This is a genomic window from Halostella limicola, from assembly GCF_003675875.1.
Classification (GTDB): domain Archaea; phylum Halobacteriota; class Halobacteria; order Halobacteriales; family Natronoarchaeaceae; genus Halostella; species Halostella limicola.
The window spans coordinates 556,705-574,667 of sequence record NZ_RCDI01000003.1 but is presented as its reverse complement, the minus strand read 5'-3'; the positions used below and the strand labels follow the sequence as shown (position 1 = coordinate 574,667).

Sequence of the window (17,963 nt, the reverse complement as noted above, 5' to 3'; positions counted from 1 at the left end):
GAACGGGACTGGCGGCGCGCGCCCCGTTACGAGTGTTCCGCCGTCGCGACCGTCCCGAAGAGGAATGCGACGGACGTGGCGAGCAGCCACATCGCGACGGGCGTCGCGGTCTCTATCGCCCGCTCCATCCGGAAGTACCACGTCCAGGTGGCGTGCAGTTCGGCGACGAACGCGACGGCGCCGACGGTGGCGACGACGAGACAGAGCGCCGCCCCCGAGAGGATCGTCCCGGCGCGACAGACGCGGGCGAGGTTACGCATCGACCCACCACCGGCTGACCAGCAGGAGACCGAACAGCGGGACGAGGGCGTACAGCAGGTAGTAGATGAACAGACCGACGTAGCTGACCGTCGATTCGAGGTGGATCGCCCAGTGCCACGTCCCCTTCAGCTCGGCGATGATCGCGACCGTACCGACGGCGAGCAAGGCGAACGCCAGCAGCGCCGCCAGCGTGTAGACGACCAGCCGGAGGTAGCCGTGCAGCGTCGCCCCGTCGAAGCGCCGGCGCCCGCGGTCGACGGTTCGCTCCGACATTCAGGCCCTCCAGTGGTGGCGATAGGCGTCGTAGGCGATGATGCCGCACACGACGGCGCCGACGAGCATGACGGCCACGGCGACGTCGGGCGGGAGCGGGAGCTCGGCGCGAGCGAGACCACTGCTAGCGTGTAACATAATCCCAGTGTGGCCCCGAATTCGCTTAAACGCTTCCAGCCCTCGGCTTTCGGACACACGACGCGCTTATTAGCCGGAACACGGTACACGATACCGATCCACATGGAACGGCGCCGCGCCCTCCTCGGCAAGCTCGCCGGCATCGCCGGGGCCGTCGGCCTCGCGGGGTGTTCCAACCCGCTCGCGGCCTCCCGGTCCGAGACGGATCTGGACCTCGACCCGAACCCGCACGCGGACGTCCTCCCCGACCGACAGCACGCCCAGTCGGCGTACGTGAGACAGGACGACCACGGGAACCCGCTGCTTCCCCGCCACCACCGCGTCCTGCTGCTCGACCTGGAGGCGTCGCCGTCGGTCGAGACTGGGCGGACGATAGAGCGAGCGATGCGGGCGCTGGAAGCGGCCTTCGACTGGTCGCCGAGCGGGCTCTTCCACCTCCTCGCCTGGGGGCCGGGCTACTTCGAGCGGGTCGGCGCGCTCGACGCGGTCCCGGTCCGCCGCCCCGAGGTACTCTCGCGGACGGACGACCCCGACCTGCTCGACATCGACGCCGCGCTCGTGCTGTCGAGCGACGTTCCCTCCCACCTCGGGGCCGCGGAGAACGCCATGGTCGGGAACCGCGACTCGATCGGCGACGTGCCGGTCGACGACAAGCTCGGCGACGCGTTCTCGACCGTCGGGCGCCGGACGGGGTTCGTGGGCGAGGGGCTGCCGGTCGAACACACCGGCGCGGAGGGGATCCCGGAGGATCCCCCGCTGTCCGAGGGCGACCGGATGTTCATGGGCTTTCGCTCCGGCCTGCGCGGCACGCAGGCCAGCGAGGACCGTGTCACCATCGACGACGGTCCCTACGGCGGGGGGACGACCATGCACCTGAGCCACCTCACGCAGTCGCTCACGCGGTGGTTCGACGCGTTCGACGAGGAGGAGCGCGTCGCCCGGATGTTCTCCCCCGAGTTCGACGCCGACGACGTCGAGGGGTTCACCGACACCGTCCCGTTCAGCGACGCGGTCCCGGAGCACGCGAGCGAGCACGACGTCGTCGGCCACCACGAGAAGGTCGCCCGCGTCCGGGAGGACGGGGAACCGATCGTCCTCCGGCGAGACTTCAACACCGTCGACGGCGGCCGGGCGGGCGTCCACTTCCTCTCCTTTCAGGCGTCGCTCGACGACTTCGAGAAGACGCGCAAGGCGATGAACGGCTGGTACGTCCGCGACGAGAGCGAGCGCGTCCGCGACACGGACAACAACGGCATCCTGAAGTTTATCACCGTCCGATCGCGGGCGAACTTCTACGTCCCGACGCGGGAGTACCGGGCGCTGCCCGGGTTCTGAGCGGCCGACGCGGTCACGTCGGGGGCCCGCCGGGAGGGCCGCCCGCCGGACCGCCCGTCGGTCCCCCCGGCGGCCCCGCCATGTCCCCTTCGAGGAAGACGCGGGCGTACAGATCGACGTGGAGCTTCAGGATCCGCTCGGGGTCGAGTCCGGTCTCCGCGGCCTGCTCGTCGAGGAACTCGCGGAGGTCAGGGGTCGGGTGATGGTGGACGGTCGTCCCTTCCACCTCGAACTCGACCTCGTCGACGCCGCTCACGAGGTGTTCGACCTCCAGCAGCGCCTGTTCGGCCTTCGTCTCCATCGCGCTCTCTGCGTCGGTCATCCGCTCGTCGCTCCACTCGTCGACCGCCTCCATGAAGCGGTCGCCGGGCTCGAACGAGAGCGTCAAAACGACACCCCCGCGTCGTCGTCGGCGAACGCCGGCTCGAAGGCTCGCGGCTTCTCGCAGACGGGGCAGGGACGCACCTGTTCGGTCAGCAGTTGCTCCATGTGGCCGCACTCGGCGCACTCGTAGTACGTCATTCCCGCCGGCCCTCCTCGTTCGCCGGCACCCACTCGGTCTCGGCCTCGCAGACGCCGCAGTAGCGGGTGTGCGGCTCCTCGATGGCCTCGTCGGACTCGGAGACGGTCCCGCAACGCTGGCACTCGTAGTACGTCCGCGGCTCCGTCCGGTCGGTCCGGGCCGACGCCATCCGCTCGGAGCGCTGGGTGTGGTGGTGCTCGCGCCCGCCGCCGTGACCGCGCTCGGCGGACTCGTCCGGCGGGAAGGTGTCGGGTAGCGGCCCCGACTCGCCCAGTTCGCCGTACACCACGACGAGGAAGCCGAGCGCGGCGAGGAGCACCGCCAGCCCGACCCACCCGCTCGCCGGCGTGTGCCCGATGTACCCCTCGAACGGCCCGGTCGCGCCCATCGACGTGAACACGTTCAGGACGGTGAGGAACAGCCACGCCCCGACCAGCAACACGAGCGCCGTGAGGACCGGATGCTGCCGGACAGCGTATCGGTTGGTCATGCGCTAGTGACTCCCACGCCGACGCCAAAAACGGTTGACCAACCCCTCCGCGCCTCGATGTATCAGTCTCAGTCCCTTTCGGAACCTGCCTCCGCGTCCCACCCGGCGTTCGCCGCGGCGTCGGCGAGTGGGACGAACTCCCAGCCGGCTTCCTCGGCGATGGGCTCCTCGCCCGCGACGCCGACGACGACCATGCGTTCGGAGTAGAACATCGAGTGTTCGTCGATCCCGGCCAGCCGCTCGCCGGGCCCGGTGCCGGTCCCGTTGAAGAAGTCGGCGTCGATGCCGTGCTCGCGCTGGAACGTGCCGATGACGTGGGCGGGCACGTCCCCCACGATACCGATCCAGTCCGACCAGCGCTTCGCGTCGGCGACGGCGGCCGCGGGGTTCGAGAGCCGTTTCAGCGCCTCGTAGGTGAACGCCGTCGCCATCTCGTCGACGCCGCCCCCGTGAGGGCCGCTCGCCGCCGATTCCGGCGGCTCGGCGCCAGTGCCGCCCGCGTCGTTCGACGCCTCGGTCCCCTGACCGCCCGAGCCGGATCCCGCGCCGGCCCCGCCGGTCTCCTTGGGGATCCCCGCTGGACTCCCGTGCGATTCACGCGGGACGTGGGGGACCCGGGCCTCGCCGCTCGCGTCGGCGGCGTTGGAGGCATCGGCCGACCCGCCTTCACTCGACGCGGGCTTCGACGGCGTCGGGGCATCCTCCTCGTCCGATGACGGGCTACCGTCGTCGGCAGCGCCGTCTCCGGCAGACGAGGGGCCGACCGGCGCGTCCGCCGCCGACTGCGTCGAGACGGGGGCGTCATCGTCGCCCTCGTCGCGCCAGATCCAGTCGCCCTCGTTCGACTCGTCTCCGTCGTCCGGTTCGCCGGCGTCGACATCGTCCAGATCGATCCGTTCGGTCATTGCTCTGGGGGAGTCGCGGGAGCGTCCGCGACGGGGGTATCGTCGTCCACGGTGTCGAGCAGTCCGAGCCTGTCACACAGCGCCCTCGTCGGGCGGCCGCGGCGGTCCCAGCTGCGGGCCGCGTAGTAGCGCCGCAGGAGGTCGTCGAACGCCGTCGGGTCGATGCCGTCGGCGTCGTCAACCGACTCGGTCAGCACGGGCGGCAGCTCGTCGTCCGCGCGGTCGAACCCCTCGCGGACGTTGAACAGGCGGACCAGCGTCCAGATCCGCTCGCCGGCCGTCCGGAGGCCCTCCGGCGTGCGGTCCTGCCCGACGGCGGCGAACCACTCCGCGGCCAGGTCGTCGAGCACCTCGCCGCCGAAGTCGTCGCCGACGAGGCTCCAGACCAGCGACCGGCGGTCCTGCTCGGCGATCACGGCGCGGACGCGGTCGCCGTCCGACCAGTCGCCGAACACCTCCTCCTCGACGGGGCGGGCGCGGCGGTGACAGCCGCCGCGGTCGCTGGTGGCGTACGCGAGCGCCATCGCGCGGGAACCGCGGGGGTCGTACCCCGGTAGCTCCATCGCCTTCACGGTCGGCACGAGGTCGCCCCCGCCGAAGCGCTCGGCCGCGGCGTCGACGCCGTCGGCCAGCGCGTCGCCCAGCGGCGTCTCGCGGCCGGCGATCTCCTCGATGAGCGTCCGGGCGCTCTCGGCGTCGCCGAACGAGAACTCGCGGTCTATCGCGCCGGTCTCGCTCGCGCGGACGGCCCACGCCACCGAGCTCCCGGCGCTGATGACGTCGACGCCGAGGCGGTCGCAGGTCTCGCCGAGCGCCGCCACGGCGTCGAACTCGTCGACGCCCAGCCCCGCGCCGAGCGACATCGCGCTCGCCCCGCGGGGGACGTACTCGCCGTCGTCGGTGTCGACGCGGAACCCGCCCGGCACGTCCGCGTCCTCGTTCTCCCGGCCCGTGGCGGCGTCGCGGACCGCCTCGACGCCGATGGCGTCGGTCCCCTCGAACCCGCTCTCTTGCCAGCCGCGGGTCGAGAGGACGCCGACCTCGTTCGCGAACTCCGCGGACTCGACCGTACCGCTGGCGCGCTGCCAGCGGCCGACCTCGGCGTCGCCGTAGGCCGCCGCGGCGCGGTCCCGCAGGTCGTCGAAGTCGTCCCCGTCCGGCGGGTCGCCGCGGACGACGACCGCCTTGAGCCGCTTCGCTCCCATGACCGCGCCCGCCCCGCCGCGGCCGGCGTGGTGGTTCGCCTCGTCCGAGGCGATGGTCGCGTACTCGACGGCGTTCTCGCCGGCGGGGCCGACGCAGGCCACCGCGGCGTCCGGATGGGCCTCGCACGTCGCCACGGCGTCCTCGCCCCACGAATCGGTCGGCTCGACGGTCGCCTCGCCGTCCTCGATCTCGATCCGAACCGGTTCCTCGGCGCGGCCGGTGACGAGCAAGCCGAGGTGGTCGCCGAGCGCCCCGCGGAGCCGCTCGGCGAACTCGCCGCCGCTGTAGGAGTCGAGGAAGGTCCCGGTCAGCGGCGACTTCGTGACGGCCGCGTACCGGGGCTCGCCCGGCAGCGCGGCCGAGAGCGGGCCGTGCATGAACAGCAGGACGTTCTCGGGCCCGAGCGGGTCCGCCCCCGGGTCGAGCTCCTCGTACAGGTAGCGCGCGCCGAGTCCCTTCCCGCCGACGTAGTCGCGGCGCCAGCGCTCGGGGACCCGTTCGCTCTTAACGGTGCCGTCCGAAAGGTCGACACGGAGAAGCCCTGCAGGCGCGCGGTGTGACATCTATCAGCAAAAACGGAACGGAACGTCTAATGAGTGATCGTAGCTCAGCGGGAAAGTCAGCGGAAGGTACAGGACGCCGGGCCGGCGTGATCGTCGCTGGCGGGCGGTCGACGCGGTTCGGCGACGAGGACAAGGCGGTCGCCGACCTCGCCGGGACGCCGATGATCCGGCGGGTCGCGGACGGGATCGCCGGCGTGGTCGACGAGCTCGTCGTCAACTGCCGCGCCGACCAGGTCGACGCGATCCGGGCGGCGATGGCGGAGTACGACCGCGACGTGACGTTCGCCGAGGACCCCGACCCCGACGAGGGGCCGGTGGCGGGCATCAGGACGGGCCTGCGGGCGGCGGAGGCGGAGTACGCCGCCGTCGTCGCCTGCGACATGCCGTTCGTCGAGCCCGCCGTCGTCGACTACCTGTTCGACCGGGCGGCGGGGCGCGACGCCGCCGTTCCGCAACTGGACGACCAGTGGTTCCAGACGACGCAGGCCGTCTACCGCGCGGACGCGATGGCCGACGCCTGCGAGGAGGCGCTCGCGGCGGGCGAGCGCAAGATCGTCGCACCCCTGTTCGACCTCGACTACGTCGTCGTGGACGAGGACGAGATCCGGGAGGTCGGGACGCTCGACACCTTCGAGAACCTGAACACGTACGAGGAGTTCGAGGCCGCCGCCCAGCGCTTCGAGGCATCGTCTGGAGAGTAACTGGGGCGAGCACGTCACCGTGCGGATCGACGAGGTGCGGGACGGCCTCGCGCGGGCGGAGACGGTCGATTCGGGGACCGACCTGGAGTAACGGTCAAAACCCTTATCGACGCGACGCGACGTATCTTCGGTCATGGACGAAGACGACGTTCTCGACCTGCTGCGCGACGTCGAGGACCCTGACCTCGGAGACGACATCGTTTCGCTGAACCTCGTCAACGACGTGACCGTCGAGGACGGGACCGCGCGGGTCTCGCTCGCGCTCGGCGCGCCGTACTCGCCGAACGAGACGGCGATCGCCGAGCGCGTCCGCGAGGTGCTCTCGGACGCCGGGCTGGAGACCGACCTGTCCGCGGAGGTCGACAGCGGTCTCTCGGCCGACGAGCAGGTGCTCCCGAACGTCGAGAACATCATCGCCGTCGCGAGCGGGAAAGGCGGCGTCGGCAAGAGCACCGTCGCCGTCAACCTCGCCGCCGGCCTCTCGCAGATGGGCGCGCGCGTCGGCCTGTTCGACGCGGACGTCTACGGGCCGAACGTCCCGCGGATGGTCGACGCCGAGGAGGTGCCACAGGCCACCGCCGACGAGACGATCATCCCGCCCGAGCAGTTCGGCATGAAGCTGATGAGCATGGCCTTCCTCGTCGGCGAGGACGACCCCGTCATCTGGCGCGGCCCGATGGTCCACAAGATCCTCACCCAGCTCTGGGAGGACGTCGACTGGGGGCACCTCGACTACATGGTCGTCGACCTGCCGCCGGGCACCGGCGACACGCAGCTTACCCTGCTCCAGAGCGTTCCCATCGCGGGGTCGGTCATCGTCACGACGCCCCAGGAGGTCGCGCTCGACGACGCGCGCAAGGGCCTGGAGATGTTCGGCAAGCACGACACCCCCGTGCTCGGCATCGCCGAGAACATGGCGACGTTCAGGTGTCCCGACTGCGGGAGCGACCACCCCATCTTCGGCGAGGGCGGAGGCGAGCGCTTCGCCGAGGAGCATCAGATGCCGTTCCTCGGGTCCATCCCGCTGGACCCGGAGGTCCGCCACGGCGGCGACGAGGGCGAGCCCGTCGTCCTCGACGGGGACAGCGAGACGGGACAGGCGTTCCGCGACATGACCGAGCGCGTCGCGAACAACGTCGGCATCGTCAAGCGCCGGCGGCAGTAGGCCTCCGCGTTTTTGGGCCGCCGGGTCGACGGTAGGGTATGGACATCGTGAGCGCGCTCGCCGCGGACGGCGCCGCGCCGGGCGACGGGAGCACCCTCGTCAGCGTCGTCGGCGCGGGCGGGAAGAAGACGACGCTGTACGCGCTCGCGGGGCGGATCGACCGCGCCGTCGTGACGGCGACGGTCCGGATCCCGATCTTCGACCGGCACGTCGCCGCGGTGACGGTGACCGACGACCCCGCGAGCGCGCTCCGCGAGGCCGACGACTGGCCGCTGGGGCTCGTCCCCGAGCGGGAGCGCGAGGACCGCTACCGCGGGTACGACGCGGCGGTCGTCGACGATATCGCCGCCCCGGGAGTCGCGGATGCGGTGCTCGTGAAGGCCGACGGCGCGCGCACCAGAGACCTCAAGGCACCGAACGACCGCGAGCCGCAGGTCCCGCCGGCCAGCGACGTCGTCGTTCCGGTCGCCAGCGCGCACGTCGTCGGGGAGCCGCTGACGGACGACCTCGTCCATCGACCGGAGCGCGTCGCCGCGATCGCCGGCATCGACGTCGGCGACGAGGTCACGCCCGAGGCCGTCGCCGCGGTGCTCGCCAGCGAGCGCGGCGGTATGAAGGGCGTCCCCGACGGTGCGACGGCGGTCCCGCTCGTGAACAAGGTCGACGACGGGGAACTGGAGGCCGTCGCGAGGGAGGTCGCGGCCGAGACGCTGGCCCGCTGCGACGCCCCCCGTGTCGTCCTCGCGCGGATGACCGCAGAGGACCCGCTGGTCGCAGTCGTCGAGTGAGCGGGGGCGACGGGAGTCAGCGCCGCCGAGCCGTCAGGAGACGAGCTGCGCCCCCTCCTCGGAGAGTTCGACGGTGACGTCCTGGCGGGTCTGCTCGCTGATCTGGTCGAGGTTCCGCGTCAGCACCTCGAGGATGTCCTCCGGCTCGGGGTAGACCAGCATGTTCTGCTGGTCGTCCTCCATCGTCAGCTGGGTGTCGGAGAGCGCGATCTGGTCGTTCTCGATGCTCGCGACGACGGCGGGCAGGGTCTCCTCCCCGCCGGGGTCGCCCTCGGAGACCCGCGTGATGTACAGGGAGTCGAGCCCGATGAGGTCCTTGTACTCCCGGATCTGCTCCGCGCAGTTCACCATGTCGCGGGTCACCGCCGTCTTCTCCGGGTTGCCGTGAGTTCCCTCGTAGCACTGCTTGCAGATCCGCAGCTCCATGCGCATACCCGCCCTTCGACGGCGAGTCCATTACGCGTTGGCCGACCTCTCGGCGGCGAGATACGTCGCCGCGGGCGGGAGCGCTTCGCAGTCGTTACAAGTCCGTCGCGCGATAGCTGGGCGTATGAGCGACTTCGAACCCGACGAGGAGCGCGTCGAGGCCCTGCGAGAGATCGCCGACGACGTGCGTGGGGAGAGCTCCGAGAGCAGGCAGATCGCCGCCATCCTCTACCGCGTCAGCGACCTCTACGACGAGGACGAGGAGACGGACCCGCAGGAGATCTACCTCAACGTGCGGAACATCCTGAACGTGAAGGAGCGGGGCGGCCTCGACCGGTAAGCACCGCGGCCGTTTTCACGCTGGACCACCTCGGAGGAGGCGTGGACGCACACCAACAGGACACCTCGAACCCCTTCGGGATGGACGAGGACTGCGAGAACTGTCCCGCCCTCTGCGAGTCCCGGACCCAGGTCGTCCACGGGTACGGCGACGTGGGCGCGGACTTCGTCTTCGTGGGCGAGCGCCCCGGTCCCGGGGCCGACGAGACGGGCGTCCCCTTCACCGGCGATCCGGGGAGCGAGAACTTCCTCGCTATCCTCCGACGACTCGCGCTGTGTGCCTCCCCCGCCGACAGCGTCGAGCCGGACCTGGAGAACGCCTTCGTCACGTACCTCACGCGCTGTCGCCACCCCGAGCGCCCGCCGACGGACGAGGAGGTCGTCACCTGCGAGCCCTACCTCAACGCCGAGATCCGGATGATCAACCCCGAGATCATCGTCCCCGTCGGCGAGCGCGCCCTCGAAGAGATCGCCGTCGAGTACACGACGACGCCGGCAGAGGAGTTCGACGTCGTCGAGGACCACGCGACGACGATCCGCGGTCGCGGCTTCGAGCTCGTGCCGATGATAGACCCCGGCGAACAGACGGAGGAACAGACGCAGGCGTTCGTCGAGCACTTCTCGGCGCTGATGGCGAGCGACTACCGGCAGACGAAGGGCCGGCGGAGCAGATAGCGCGCCCCGCTCTCACCAGTAGGGCGTGTCGTGGCGGTCCGCCCACCCGAGCGCGACGAAGGCGGCGACCGCGACGGCGACCAGCCCCAGCGACGCGTACGAGCGACCCTGCGCGCCGACCGAGAAGAAGTAAAGCGGCGCGGCGACCGCCGCGAACCCGACCAGTACGGCCGCGATACCACCGAGCAGAGACGTCCAGCGCATGCGTCCCGGTAGGCGGGCGAGGGGCAAAAACGGCGGCCCTAAAGGGACGGAACACGGAGTGGCGTGTATGACAGTTGTCGCAGTGCTGGCGGATCCGCCGCGCGACGGCGTCGTCCTCCCACGGCTCCCCGACACCTCGCCGCTCTCCGCCGGCGAGGCGACCGACCTCTACGAGGCCATGCTGAAGGACGTGGTCGCGGCCGTCGCGGGAAGCGGTGCGGACCTGCTCGTGAACTACCGCGACGACGGGGACTTGCCCGAATCCGAGGAGAGCTCCGAGGCGCAGCTCCGCGCCGTCGTCGCCGACGCGCTCGGGTCGACCGACGGCGTCCGCTTCGAGGTGCAGGCCGGGTCGTCGTTCTCCGCACGCGCGGGCAACACGGTCACCCACCTGCTGGAACGCGAGGAGGTGCAGTCGGCCGCGGTCGTCTCGCCCGCGGTGCCGACCCTCGGGCGCAAGGAGGTCGACAACGCGGCGATGAAGCTCCGCCGGAGCGAGGTCGTCCTCGGCCCGAGCGACGGCGGCCGGACGTACTACGCGGGCTTCACCGACACCGTCGACTTCGAGGACGCCTACGCCCCGCCGGCCCTGGAGACGCTGACCCACCGCGGGGTCGACGCCGGCCGCGACGTGGACTTCCTCCCGCAGCTCCCGGTCGTCGAGACGGGGCGGGACCTCGCGAGCGTCGTCTCGCTGGTCCGCGCTCGGACCCACGCCGGCCGGATCATCCCCGAACACACCGCGACGGCCATCGCGGACCTCGGGCTCACCGTCGACGCGGCGGACGGGACGCCGTCGGTCCGGCGGGAGTAGCCGGTCGCGTCACCGGCGAGTGCGGCCTCATTCTCGCAGGTCGAACGCGACCGCCACCGTCGGGTTCCAGAAGACGAACCGGTAGCGACCGGCGGGCAGGCCCGGACAGACCGTCAGGTCGATCTGGTGGTCCGCGACGACGCTGTCCTTGGTCATCGAGAGGTTCCACTCGAATCCCTCGCCGGGCGGGAGCTCGTACGCCTCGTCGGTGTACGCGAACGGGTGGTCGCCGGTCGCGCCGCGGACGTCCTGCCACCCCGCGTCCGTGTACACCTGCAGGCTGTGCTTGTCGCTGTTGCCGACGGTCAGCACCTCGTCGGCGACGTTCGTCAGCGTCACCCGAACCTCGCCGCCGCGGTCGACCGCCGTCCGGTCGACCCGCATCGCGAACCGTGGGTCGCCGTCGTCGCCGGTCGCCTCGCCCCACTGGAGGTCCTCCTCGTCGAAGGGCTGGATGTGACGCCTGAACTCGTCGTCGTCGCAGTCGAGCGCGGGCGGCACCCGTTCCGGGTCGCCGTCGGGGCGGACGTGCCCCGCGAGGTCCTCAGGGTCCGGCCCGAGGGAGTCGTCGGCGGTCGCGTCGAGGTCGGCAGTCTCGCCCCAGCCGTCGGTGACCGACAGCGACGCGCCGGTGACGGGGTCGCCGTCGAACGTCACCCGAACCAGCGCGGCGGGGAAGGAGACGACCTCGGCGCAGGCCGTCTCGCCGTCGCTCTCGTCGACCGCGGCCGCGGAGCCGACGAGTCGGCCGCCGTCGGCGCGGACGTCGCTCACGTCGATCCGGCCGTAGCAGGCGTTCGGTGCGGCGGCCGCGACGAACAGCAGGACGGACTCCGCGAAGTCCGTCGCCGAGACGAACTCGCCGGTCGCGTCCGAACCGACCGGCGCTCCCAGGGCCGCACGAGCGCGCTCCTCGGAGTCAATCACCACCAGTTGAGCGCTAGTCTCGTCGTACCAGCGGGGCGTCCCGTCGACGCCGTCGTACTGTTTGATCTCGACGTCCAGTGAGCCGTCGCCGTTCGAGGCGTCCGTGGTGTCGTCCGGCGAAGTCGATCCGTCGGCCGGGTCCGACTCGTCTGAACGGCCGAGACAGCCGGCGACCGCGGCGGCGAGCGACGCGCCGCCGATCCGGAGGGCAGTTCGTCGGGAGAGCGGAGTCATACCCGTCACCTGTCGGGATGAGGATAAGGCCCTTGTGTAGGCTACAGTCGTCGCTGTGGTCACCCGAAGCGGAGCCGTTCGACGGTCCCGGGCGCGTGGGAAAGGGAATACTGCGTCGCCGTACGTCAGATTGAAGTCACCCAACCACTGAACTGTAAGTGATACTGTCGATTGTACGTCCGTGCCGCAGTTCGCCACCCCTAGGTGGCGCATCGCGGCTCGCGGGGACAACCGACAGTATGAGCCGTCGTTGGACAATCTGGTCGTCCGCCGGTCTTGAGAACCGGCGGTGCTTCGCACCATGTGGGTTCAAATCCCACCGACGGCGCCTTTTCGACGCCGCCCGAGCGGTCGGCCGTTCGGCGCGGAGAATCGTTCTAGTTCTCGAACAGGACCGAAAACCTATTTCGGCGCGGGGTCCTTGCAGAGGAATAATGGCCGATAGCGGCGAGGGGGACGGAGACGAGGGGACGGTTATCGTCGCCGACGACAACGAGAAGGTGACGGACCTCTACGCGGGGTATCTCGAATCCCGGTACCGGGTTCGGCGGGCCTACAGCGGCGAGGAGACGCTCGCGGAGACCGACGAGAACGTCGACGTCGTCCTGCTCGACCGGCAGATGCCCGACAAGTCTGGCGACGACGTGCTCGACGAGCTTCGCGAGCGGGAGTTCGACCTCCAGGTCGTCATGGTGACCGCGCTTGAGCCGACGATGGACGTCGTCGACATGCCGTTCGACGACTACGTGGTCAAACCCGCGACCGAGGAGGAACTACACGAGGTGGTAAAGCGCCAGCTCGTCCGGGCGAGCTACGACACGCGCCTCAACGAGTACCTGCGCCTGAAGTCGAAGCTCGACGTCCTCCGCGAGGAGAAAAGCGAGGAGGAACTGGCGGAGAGCGACCGCTTCGAGATGCTCACGGTGCTCGCACAGTCGCTGTACGACGACCTTCAGGAGATGCGCGACGAGCACGACGGGCTGGACGCGGACGTCCCCGACGAGCTGATCGAGCCGCCCTGATTACCACGCGGGGTCCAGGTCGAGCGCGCGTTCGAGCAGGTCCTCGTCGTACGCCTCGGCGGTCTGGGCCGGGTGGACCTCGTCGATCTCGTGCACGGTGCGGACGGTGTTCGCGAAGTTCTTGAACGTCGCCTCGTCGACCATCTGGCCGTCGAGCGTGACGGCGCCGGTTCCCTCCGACTTCGCCGCCTCGAAGCGCTCTATCTTGCTCACGTCGCGGCGGAGCTCCGCCTCGGTCGGCATGTGAATGCGGTTCGCCTGCGCGGTCTGTTTCGGGTACAGCGACCAGCTCCCGTCGAGGCCGAGCTTCGCCTCTCGCTCCACCTGGTTGGCGTAGGCGTCGCCGTTGTAGAACCGGACGCCGGCGCGCTCGCGGAACAGGTCGTCGAACGGGCCGCCGACGGAGACGAGGCCGTTCGCGCTGGCCTCGTTCGAGAGGTCGGCGAGCAGGCCGTCCCAGGTGGGTCGGGAGCCGTCGATGGCGCGAGCCCCGAGCTCCGCCGTGTAGTCGACCGGGCCGAACACGAGGCCGGCGAGCCGGGAGCCCGCGCCGAGCTTCGATATCTCGCGGAGGTCGGACTTGGCGCGGGCGGTCTCGACGATGACCGAGAACTCGATCGAGCCGTCGGGGCGACCGTACTCGCGCTCGGCCTCGGCGACGGCGGTGGCCGCGCGCTCGACGTCCTCGACGCGGCCGACCTTCGGGACGACCACGCCGTCTATCTCGTCGCCGACCTCGCGGACGAGGGTCTCGATCTCCTCGCGGCCCCGGTCGCGGTCGCGCTCGCTGTCGTAGCCCCACTGGACGCGGGGCCAGATCTCGCCGCCGAAGTCGGTGCCGCCCGCGAGGCGGTCGACGGTGTTCGCAAGCGCCTCCTCCTTCTGGTTCGGCGCGGTCCCGTCTTCGAGGTCGGGGACCAGCCAGTCGGGGGCCTGGAAGCCCTCGGCCTGGAGGCCGGAGTCGAGGTACTTCGCCGAGTTCTCCTTCGGGACGGCGGCCGGTGCGGTCTGGAACGTGCGGCTGAGTCGTGTCATCGGTGGTGTCGAAGCTGTGGTGGCTGTGGTCTGATCGGCTATCGGACGAGCGCGGTGCGGGTCCCGGAGTACACCGGTTCGTCGTTCTGGTTGAACGCGACGTGCTGGAAGCGGATCCGCCCGCCTCCGTCTGGCGCGCCGTCGGCCGAGGCGTCGGCGTCGAGGACGCGGGTGAACCCGTAGACGGTGTCGCCCGGCGTGACGAACGTGTGGAAGCGCTCGTCGGCGTAGGCGAGTTCGCGGTGGGTCCGCTCGTCGGAGCGGGCGTGGCCGAGCGCGATGGAGCGGGTCACGTCGCCGTAGGTGACGATGTCTCCCGAGGGGGAGTCCGCCATGTAGTTCGCGTCGTGGTGCTGTTTCGCGGTGTTGAGCGTCGCCAGCGGGAGGCCGGAAACGAGCGTGTCGTCCATCGTCCGCCCGCGCTCGTGGCGGTACGCGACGGCGGCGTCGCGGTCCTCGGCCTCGTCCAGCGCCCGGCGGAAGTCGGCGAACGCGGGGCCGTCGGGGGCGATCAGTTCGTCGGGGAGCGAGGGGGCGTCGTCGGTTTCGTCGGCGCCCTCGTCGCCGTCGCCCTCACCGTCCCCGTCGTCGCGCTCGGTCGTCTGCCCGCCGTCCGTCTCCAGCGGCTCGCGCCGCGGGATCATGTTCGTGCGCTCGTAGGAGAGGAGAACGTCGCCGCCGTCGGCGTCGATCCCCCGGGTCTCCCACGTGACGATGCCGTAGTCCGGGCGGGAGCTCGACGAGCGCGTCGCCTGCACGGTCGACTCCACGCGGAGTTCGGTCCCGGGGTACACCTCGTGGTCGTGGATGGTAACGTCGTCGCGGCCGAGGAAGTAGCCGCCCTTCTCGCTGAGGTCCTCGACGCTCGGCCCCATGGTCGCGGCGACGAGGTAGTCCGGGTGGATCGGCGGCTCCTCGAACCCGCGCTCGCGGGCGGCGTCGGTCCGCCAGTACGCCGGGTCGTGGTTGAGCGTCTGGCTCATCCACTGGTCGTTGCCGTGGCGGGTCAGGCGGAGGCCTGCGTCGTGCGAGAGCGTGTCGCCCTCCGCGAACGCCTCGAAGTAGTTGCCCTTCTCCAGCGTCTCCGCCCGGTCCAAGGCCGCGGCGAACGTCTCGGAGTCCGTCCACTCAGTCATTCGCGGTCACCTCCGGTACCGCGATTCCCTCGCTCGCGGGTCGCTGTACTCCCCGCTCGCAATTCCGAGAACGTCGCTAACGCTCCGTTCTCGCTAGTCATCGGCTGCCACCTCCCGACCCACTCCGCCGCGGCGAGAGAGCGCCCGGCGCATCTCGTTGGTGACGACCATGAACCCCTCGTCGAAGCCCATGCCGGGCTTCGCGAGGACCTGTGCGGCGTCCGTCGCGAGGGCGACGTGCGCGCAGGCGCGGGCGGAGGTCACCGTCTCGTTGCACGTCCCGCCGAGGTAGGCGCGGGTGTCGGTCCCTTCGCAGTAGCGGACGGCCTCACCGGAGCGCTGGATGCCGCCGAGGTCCGGCGTCTTCACCTGCACGACATCGGCCGCGCCGGCGTCGACGAACGCCTGCACGTCGTCGAAGGTGTTGCACCACTCGTCGGCCACGATGTCCACGTCGACGCCGGCGTCCGCGAGGCCGTCGCGGAGTTCCGCCATCTCGCGGATCTGTTCCTCGCGGCCGCCCGCGTCCATCGGCCCCTCGACCTGCACGGGGTACGGCGCTGCCGCCTCGCGCAGGTCGGCGAAGTAGTCGGCCAATTCCGCGCGGTCGTACGGCGGACCGAACGCCTGCCCGAAGGTGCCGTACACGTCGACGTGGAACCGCGGCGCGTAGCTCTCGGGGCCGAGTTCGCCGGCGCGGGTCGACAGCCAGTCGAGGTACTCGACCAGCTTCTCGCCGTCCTCGCCGATCTTCTCCGTGCTGTTGAACAGTCCGTGCGGGAGGACGGGGACGCCCTTGACGAGCATCTTCTCGGCGTTCTCGTAGCGGGTGTCGCCGGACTGGCCGAACACCGGGACCGGGCGGTCGGCGGGCGTCGTCCCGAGCGCCGACGCCAGCACCTCGGTCCGGGTCGTCTTTCGCGCGTGGGCCGCCGCGGCGAGCAGCGCCTGCGAGACGCCGTACCTGAGGGCCGTGTGCAGGCGGTCGCCGCCGCTCTCGACCGGCGGGAGGTCCTCGACGACCGACGCGTTCTCGGCGAACGCCGTCGGCGTCCGGCCGGTCAGCGCGTCGGCGACGCGGCCCTCGATCGCGTCGGCATAGCGCTCCGCGCGGAACAGCGGGTCGCGCCCGCCGGCGCCGGAGTACTGGACCGCGGCGCAGTCGCCGCTGACAACCGTACCGTCGGACAGTTCGAGGTCGACCGTGAGCGCCTCGCCGGCCTCGCGGATGCGCTCGAACCCGGGCGTGACGGGGTCGCCCTCGTAGGTGAACCCGTCCTGCGTCGCGCCCTCCGTGATTGCCTTCTGGTCGTCGAAGAAGAACCCAGAGACGCCGGGGACGGCGCGGACGGCCTCAATCCGCATCCGACTCACCTCCCGGGCGGCCGATGAGCTTCCCGTCGCTTATCGCGTCCACGTCGTCCGCGACCATCGTGAACGAGCGGTCGCGGTCCTCGGTCCGCGCGCGGTCGTCGAGCCGCGCGCCGTGGATCTCCTTTATCTCCTCGTCGACGTTCAGGTCCGCGAACGTGAAGATGCGGACCCGGCCGTCGTCGTCGCGCGCCGGGAGGACGTCCCCCGCCGCGCTGTCGCTCGGGGCGAAGGGGACGTCCAGCGCGCCCGACTCGAACGCGCGGATGACCCCGCGGGCGACGTCGCCGTCGCCGTGACGAAACACCGCGTCCATCAGGTCGCGCGTGGCGCGCTCGATCAGTTCCTGTTCCTCGTCGATGCCGTCGATGTCGATGTCCTGCTCGATGAGCATGTCGATCAGCTGTCGCGTCGTGCGGAGCCCCGCGGCGTTCGCCTCCTTGGTGGGAACGCCCTGGAACTCCTGGGGGGATTTCGTGATGACCTTGTCGGGCTGGGCGATGGCCGCCGTCGCGCCGCCGAGGCTGATGACGCCGTTTGCGCGGGCCTCGTCCGGCGGGAAGCCGCCCATCCACTCGTGGAAGACCGTGGTGACGGTGACCTCGTCCGGGAGGTACTCGTTGCCGAGGTCCTTCAGCGCGCGGAGGGCGGCGACGTCCTGGACGACGTTGCCGACCTGCCCGTAGCCGAGCGTGAGCGAGCGGACGCCCTGGGTCGCGGCGAGCAGGCCCTCGACGAGCATCACCGCGATGGCGATGCACGGCGGGACGAGCGTCCCGGTCAGGGGGCCGAACGGCTCGCGGTTGATCCGGACGCCGCGCTCGGTGTACGCGCCGGCGAGGCGGTCGACGTACTGCCAGTGCTCGATGGTCGTCTCGAGGTCGTCCTCCTTCGTGTACGGGATGTTGTAGGAGACGGGGCCGCCCTCGAAGCTCTGGAACCCGCCCGCGAACGTGACCGCGGCGAGCAGTCGAGCGTCGGGCGTGCCGTGCCGGACCTCGATCGGTCGGTCGAGCGCCTCGATCAGCTCGCGGCAGCCGTCGACGCCGTGGTTGACCGCCGGAAAGCCGTTGAGGGTGTCCTCGCCCGACTCGCGCGCCTCTTCGAGGCCCTGCCGGGCCTTCTCGTACTCGTTGTCGCGCGTGTACGAGTCGATGGTCGTCGGCAGCAGGTCGGCGAGGCCGTGTTGCTCGAGGTGCCGGAGCAGTTCGATCTGGTCGTCGAGGCGCGGCACGCCGGCCCGCGGCTGGAGCAGCGGCCGGTCGGCCGTCTCCAGCACGTGGGCGAACCGCTTGCTCTCCGGGAGCGACTCGTGGAAGGCGACCGCTTCCTCGAAGTCCACGTCGTCGCCCGTCGGCCAGTCGCCCCGGACGCGCTCGTCGATGCGTTGCAACTCGTCGGAGGGGAGGCGTTCGTCGCGTATCATGAGGAG

Annotated in this window: 23 protein-coding genes and 1 tRNA gene; 9 read left to right on the top strand and 15 right to left on the bottom strand. The window is 70.9% G+C overall.

The window, feature by feature from the left end:
- Positions 1 to 26 precede the first annotated feature (26 nt).
- The 3 genes from D8670_RS16215 to D8670_RS21085 are packed head-to-tail and all read right to left on the bottom strand — an operon-like array spanning position 27 to position 672.
- Complete coding sequence (locus D8670_RS16215) at positions 27 to 260, bottom strand: hypothetical protein (RefSeq protein WP_121819158.1); 234 nt, start codon at positions 258 to 260, stop codon at positions 27 to 29.
- Positions 253 to 534, bottom strand: a complete 282-nt coding sequence (locus D8670_RS16210) for a hypothetical protein (RefSeq protein ID WP_121819157.1) — start codon at positions 532 to 534, stop codon at positions 253 to 255. The genes D8670_RS16215 and D8670_RS16210 overlap by 8 nt, the downstream gene beginning before the upstream one ends.
- A complete protein-coding gene (locus tag D8670_RS21085) occupies positions 535 to 672 on the bottom strand; it encodes a hypothetical protein (protein ID WP_162994327.1) in 138 nt (45 codons plus the stop codon).
- 102 nt (positions 673 to 774) lie between these two features.
- Between D8670_RS21085 and D8670_RS16205 the strand changes: the two genes are divergently transcribed.
- The gene (locus D8670_RS16205) at positions 775 to 2,007 is read left to right on the top strand and encodes a DUF7405 family protein (protein WP_121819156.1); all 1,233 of its coding nucleotides are present in this window, start codon (positions 775 to 777) and stop codon (positions 2,005 to 2,007) included.
- A 13-nt stretch (positions 2,008 to 2,020) separates the two neighbouring features.
- Here the strand turns inward: D8670_RS16205 and D8670_RS16200 are convergent, their stop codons facing one another.
- From D8670_RS16200 to D8670_RS16185, 5 genes are all read right to left on the bottom strand, one after another.
- Positions 2,021 to 2,395 (bottom strand): hypothetical protein, encoded by a 375-nt coding sequence (locus D8670_RS16200; RefSeq protein ID WP_233752252.1) that lies wholly within the window; start codon positions 2,393 to 2,395, stop codon positions 2,021 to 2,023.
- Entirely contained in the window at positions 2,392 to 2,529 is a 138-nt protein-coding gene (locus D8670_RS21080) for a hypothetical protein (protein WP_162994326.1), read from the bottom strand. The genes D8670_RS16200 and D8670_RS21080 overlap by 4 nt, the downstream gene beginning before the upstream one ends.
- Positions 2,526 to 3,020 (bottom strand): ECF transporter S component family protein, encoded by a 495-nt coding sequence (locus D8670_RS21350; protein ID WP_193569406.1) that lies wholly within the window; start codon positions 3,018 to 3,020, stop codon positions 2,526 to 2,528. The genes D8670_RS21080 and D8670_RS21350 overlap by 4 nt, the downstream gene beginning before the upstream one ends.
- Before the next feature lie 68 nt (positions 3,021 to 3,088).
- Positions 3,089 to 3,925, bottom strand: a complete 837-nt coding sequence (locus D8670_RS16190) for a DUF7124 domain-containing protein (protein WP_121819155.1) — start codon at positions 3,923 to 3,925, stop codon at positions 3,089 to 3,091.
- Positions 3,922 to 5,694: an aldehyde ferredoxin oxidoreductase family protein gene (locus D8670_RS16185; protein WP_121819154.1), complete on the bottom strand. Its 1,773-nt coding sequence runs from the start codon at positions 5,692 to 5,694 to the stop codon at positions 3,922 to 3,924. The genes D8670_RS16190 and D8670_RS16185 overlap by 4 nt, the downstream gene beginning before the upstream one ends.
- Before the next feature lie 29 nt (positions 5,695 to 5,723).
- Between D8670_RS16185 and D8670_RS16180 the strand changes: the two genes are divergently transcribed.
- From D8670_RS16180 to yqeC, 3 genes are all read left to right on the top strand, one after another.
- A complete protein-coding gene (locus D8670_RS16180; RefSeq protein WP_121819153.1) occupies positions 5,724 to 6,395 on the top strand; it encodes a molybdenum cofactor guanylyltransferase in 672 nt (223 codons plus the stop codon).
- A gap of 133 nt (positions 6,396 to 6,528) precedes the next feature.
- Positions 6,529 to 7,560 (top strand): Mrp/NBP35 family ATP-binding protein, encoded by a 1,032-nt coding sequence (locus D8670_RS16175; RefSeq protein ID WP_121819152.1) that lies wholly within the window; start codon positions 6,529 to 6,531, stop codon positions 7,558 to 7,560.
- Between the two features lie 38 nt (positions 7,561 to 7,598).
- Positions 7,599 to 8,348: a selenium cofactor biosynthesis protein YqeC gene (gene yqeC, locus D8670_RS16170; protein ID WP_121819151.1), complete on the top strand. Its 750-nt coding sequence runs from the start codon at positions 7,599 to 7,601 to the stop codon at positions 8,346 to 8,348.
- Positions 8,349 to 8,381: 33 nt separating this feature from the next.
- On the opposite strand, the gene D8670_RS16165 is transcribed toward yqeC, so the two are convergent.
- Positions 8,382 to 8,780 (bottom strand): BTB/POZ domain-containing protein, encoded by a 399-nt coding sequence (locus D8670_RS16165; RefSeq protein ID WP_121819150.1) that lies wholly within the window; start codon positions 8,778 to 8,780, stop codon positions 8,382 to 8,384.
- 118 nt (positions 8,781 to 8,898) lie between these two features.
- On the opposite strand from D8670_RS16165, the gene D8670_RS16160 reads away from it, so the two are divergent.
- Positions 8,899 to 9,114: a DUF7976 family protein gene (locus D8670_RS16160; protein WP_121819149.1), complete on the top strand. Its 216-nt coding sequence runs from the start codon at positions 8,899 to 8,901 to the stop codon at positions 9,112 to 9,114.
- Positions 9,115 to 9,155: 41 nt separating this feature from the next.
- Positions 9,156 to 9,788, top strand: a complete 633-nt coding sequence (locus D8670_RS16155; protein ID WP_205596928.1) for a uracil-DNA glycosylase — start codon at positions 9,156 to 9,158, stop codon at positions 9,786 to 9,788.
- 12 nt (positions 9,789 to 9,800) lie between these two features.
- Here the strand turns inward: D8670_RS16155 and D8670_RS16150 are convergent, their stop codons facing one another.
- Positions 9,801 to 9,992, bottom strand: coding sequence for a hypothetical protein (locus tag D8670_RS16150; protein ID WP_121819148.1), 192 nt, complete (start codon positions 9,990 to 9,992; stop codon positions 9,801 to 9,803).
- A gap of 67 nt (positions 9,993 to 10,059) precedes the next feature.
- On the opposite strand from D8670_RS16150, the gene D8670_RS16145 reads away from it, so the two are divergent.
- Entirely contained in the window at positions 10,060 to 10,806 is a 747-nt protein-coding gene (locus D8670_RS16145; protein ID WP_121819147.1) for a hypothetical protein, read from the top strand.
- Between the two features lie 27 nt (positions 10,807 to 10,833).
- Here D8670_RS16145 and D8670_RS16140 read toward each other — a convergent pair whose 3' ends face one another.
- Positions 10,834 to 11,967 carry a hypothetical protein gene (locus D8670_RS16140; protein ID WP_121819146.1) on the bottom strand — a complete coding sequence of 378 codons (1,134 nt, stop codon included), beginning with the start codon at positions 11,965 to 11,967 and terminating at the stop codon, positions 10,834 to 10,836.
- 243 nt (positions 11,968 to 12,210) lie between these two features.
- Between D8670_RS16140 and D8670_RS16135 the strand changes: the two genes are divergently transcribed.
- Together D8670_RS16135 and D8670_RS16130 are read left to right on the top strand one after the other, a co-directional pair.
- Positions 12,211 to 12,295, top strand: a tRNA-Ser gene (locus D8670_RS16135).
- A 106-nt stretch (positions 12,296 to 12,401) separates the two neighbouring features.
- Positions 12,402 to 12,989: a response regulator transcription factor gene (locus D8670_RS16130; RefSeq protein ID WP_121819145.1), complete on the top strand. Its 588-nt coding sequence runs from the start codon at positions 12,402 to 12,404 to the stop codon at positions 12,987 to 12,989.
- Here the strand turns inward: D8670_RS16130 and citE are convergent, their stop codons facing one another.
- From citE to D8670_RS16110, 4 genes are all read right to left on the bottom strand, one after another.
- Positions 12,990 to 14,024, bottom strand: a complete 1,035-nt coding sequence (gene citE / locus D8670_RS16125) for an L-malyl-CoA/beta-methylmalyl-CoA lyase (RefSeq protein WP_121819144.1) — start codon at positions 14,022 to 14,024, stop codon at positions 12,990 to 12,992.
- A 38-nt stretch (positions 14,025 to 14,062) separates the two neighbouring features.
- Positions 14,063 to 15,160, bottom strand: coding sequence for a 2-methylfumaryl-CoA hydratase (gene mch, locus D8670_RS16120; RefSeq protein WP_121819143.1), 1,098 nt, complete (start codon positions 15,158 to 15,160; stop codon positions 14,063 to 14,065).
- 93 nt (positions 15,161 to 15,253) lie between these two features.
- Positions 15,254 to 16,525 carry a methylaspartate ammonia-lyase gene (locus D8670_RS16115; protein ID WP_121819303.1) on the bottom strand — a complete coding sequence of 424 codons (1,272 nt, stop codon included), beginning with the start codon at positions 16,523 to 16,525 and terminating at the stop codon, positions 15,254 to 15,256.
- The gene (locus D8670_RS16110) at positions 16,515 to 17,957 is read right to left on the bottom strand and encodes a methylaspartate mutase subunit E (RefSeq protein WP_121819142.1); all 1,443 of its coding nucleotides are present in this window, start codon (positions 17,955 to 17,957) and stop codon (positions 16,515 to 16,517) included. The genes D8670_RS16115 and D8670_RS16110 overlap by 11 nt, the downstream gene beginning before the upstream one ends.
- Positions 17,958 to 17,963 lie beyond the last annotated feature (6 nt).

Coding starts and splice junctions, on each gene's coding strand:
- citE (WP_121819144.1), bottom strand. CDS start 14,024: ATGACACGACTCAGCCGCACGTTCCAGACCGCACCGGCCGCCGTCCCG.
- D8670_RS16145 (WP_121819147.1), top strand. CDS start 10,060: ATGACAGTTGTCGCAGTGCTGGCGGATCCGCCGCGCGACGGCGTCGTC.
- D8670_RS16180 (WP_121819153.1), top strand. CDS start 5,724: ATGAGTGATCGTAGCTCAGCGGGAAAGTCAGCGGAAGGTACAGGACGC.
- mch (WP_121819143.1), bottom strand. CDS start 15,160: ATGACTGAGTGGACGGACTCCGAGACGTTCGCCGCGGCCTTGGACCGG.
- yqeC (WP_121819151.1), top strand. CDS start 7,599: ATGGACATCGTGAGCGCGCTCGCCGCGGACGGCGCCGCGCCGGGCGAC.
- D8670_RS16130 (WP_121819145.1), top strand. CDS start 12,402: ATGGCCGATAGCGGCGAGGGGGACGGAGACGAGGGGACGGTTATCGTC.
- D8670_RS16215 (WP_121819158.1), bottom strand. CDS start 260: ATGCGTAACCTCGCCCGCGTCTGTCGCGCCGGGACGATCCTCTCGGGG.
- D8670_RS16115 (WP_121819303.1), bottom strand. CDS start 16,525: ATGCGGATTGAGGCCGTCCGCGCCGTCCCCGGCGTCTCTGGGTTCTTC.
- D8670_RS16165 (WP_121819150.1), bottom strand. CDS start 8,780: ATGCGCATGGAGCTGCGGATCTGCAAGCAGTGCTACGAGGGAACTCAC.
- D8670_RS16210 (WP_121819157.1), bottom strand. CDS start 534: ATGTCGGAGCGAACCGTCGACCGCGGGCGCCGGCGCTTCGACGGGGCG.
- D8670_RS21085 (WP_162994327.1), bottom strand. CDS start 672: ATGTTACACGCTAGCAGTGGTCTCGCTCGCGCCGAGCTCCCGCTCCCG.
- D8670_RS16160 (WP_121819149.1), top strand. CDS start 8,899: ATGAGCGACTTCGAACCCGACGAGGAGCGCGTCGAGGCCCTGCGAGAG.
- D8670_RS16205 (WP_121819156.1), top strand. CDS start 775: ATGGAACGGCGCCGCGCCCTCCTCGGCAAGCTCGCCGGCATCGCCGGG.
- D8670_RS16175 (WP_121819152.1), top strand. CDS start 6,529: ATGGACGAAGACGACGTTCTCGACCTGCTGCGCGACGTCGAGGACCCT.
- D8670_RS16150 (WP_121819148.1), bottom strand. CDS start 9,992: ATGCGCTGGACGTCTCTGCTCGGTGGTATCGCGGCCGTACTGGTCGGG.
- D8670_RS21350 (WP_193569406.1), bottom strand. CDS start 3,020: ATGACCAACCGATACGCTGTCCGGCAGCATCCGGTCCTCACGGCGCTC.
- D8670_RS16190 (WP_121819155.1), bottom strand. CDS start 3,925: ATGACCGAACGGATCGATCTGGACGATGTCGACGCCGGCGAACCGGAC.
- D8670_RS21080 (WP_162994326.1), bottom strand. CDS start 2,529: ATGACGTACTACGAGTGCGCCGAGTGCGGCCACATGGAGCAACTGCTG.
- D8670_RS16185 (WP_121819154.1), bottom strand. CDS start 5,694: ATGTCACACCGCGCGCCTGCAGGGCTTCTCCGTGTCGACCTTTCGGAC.
- D8670_RS16140 (WP_121819146.1), bottom strand. CDS start 11,967: ATGACTCCGCTCTCCCGACGAACTGCCCTCCGGATCGGCGGCGCGTCG.
- D8670_RS16110 (WP_121819142.1), bottom strand. CDS start 17,957: ATGATACGCGACGAACGCCTCCCCTCCGACGAGTTGCAACGCATCGAC.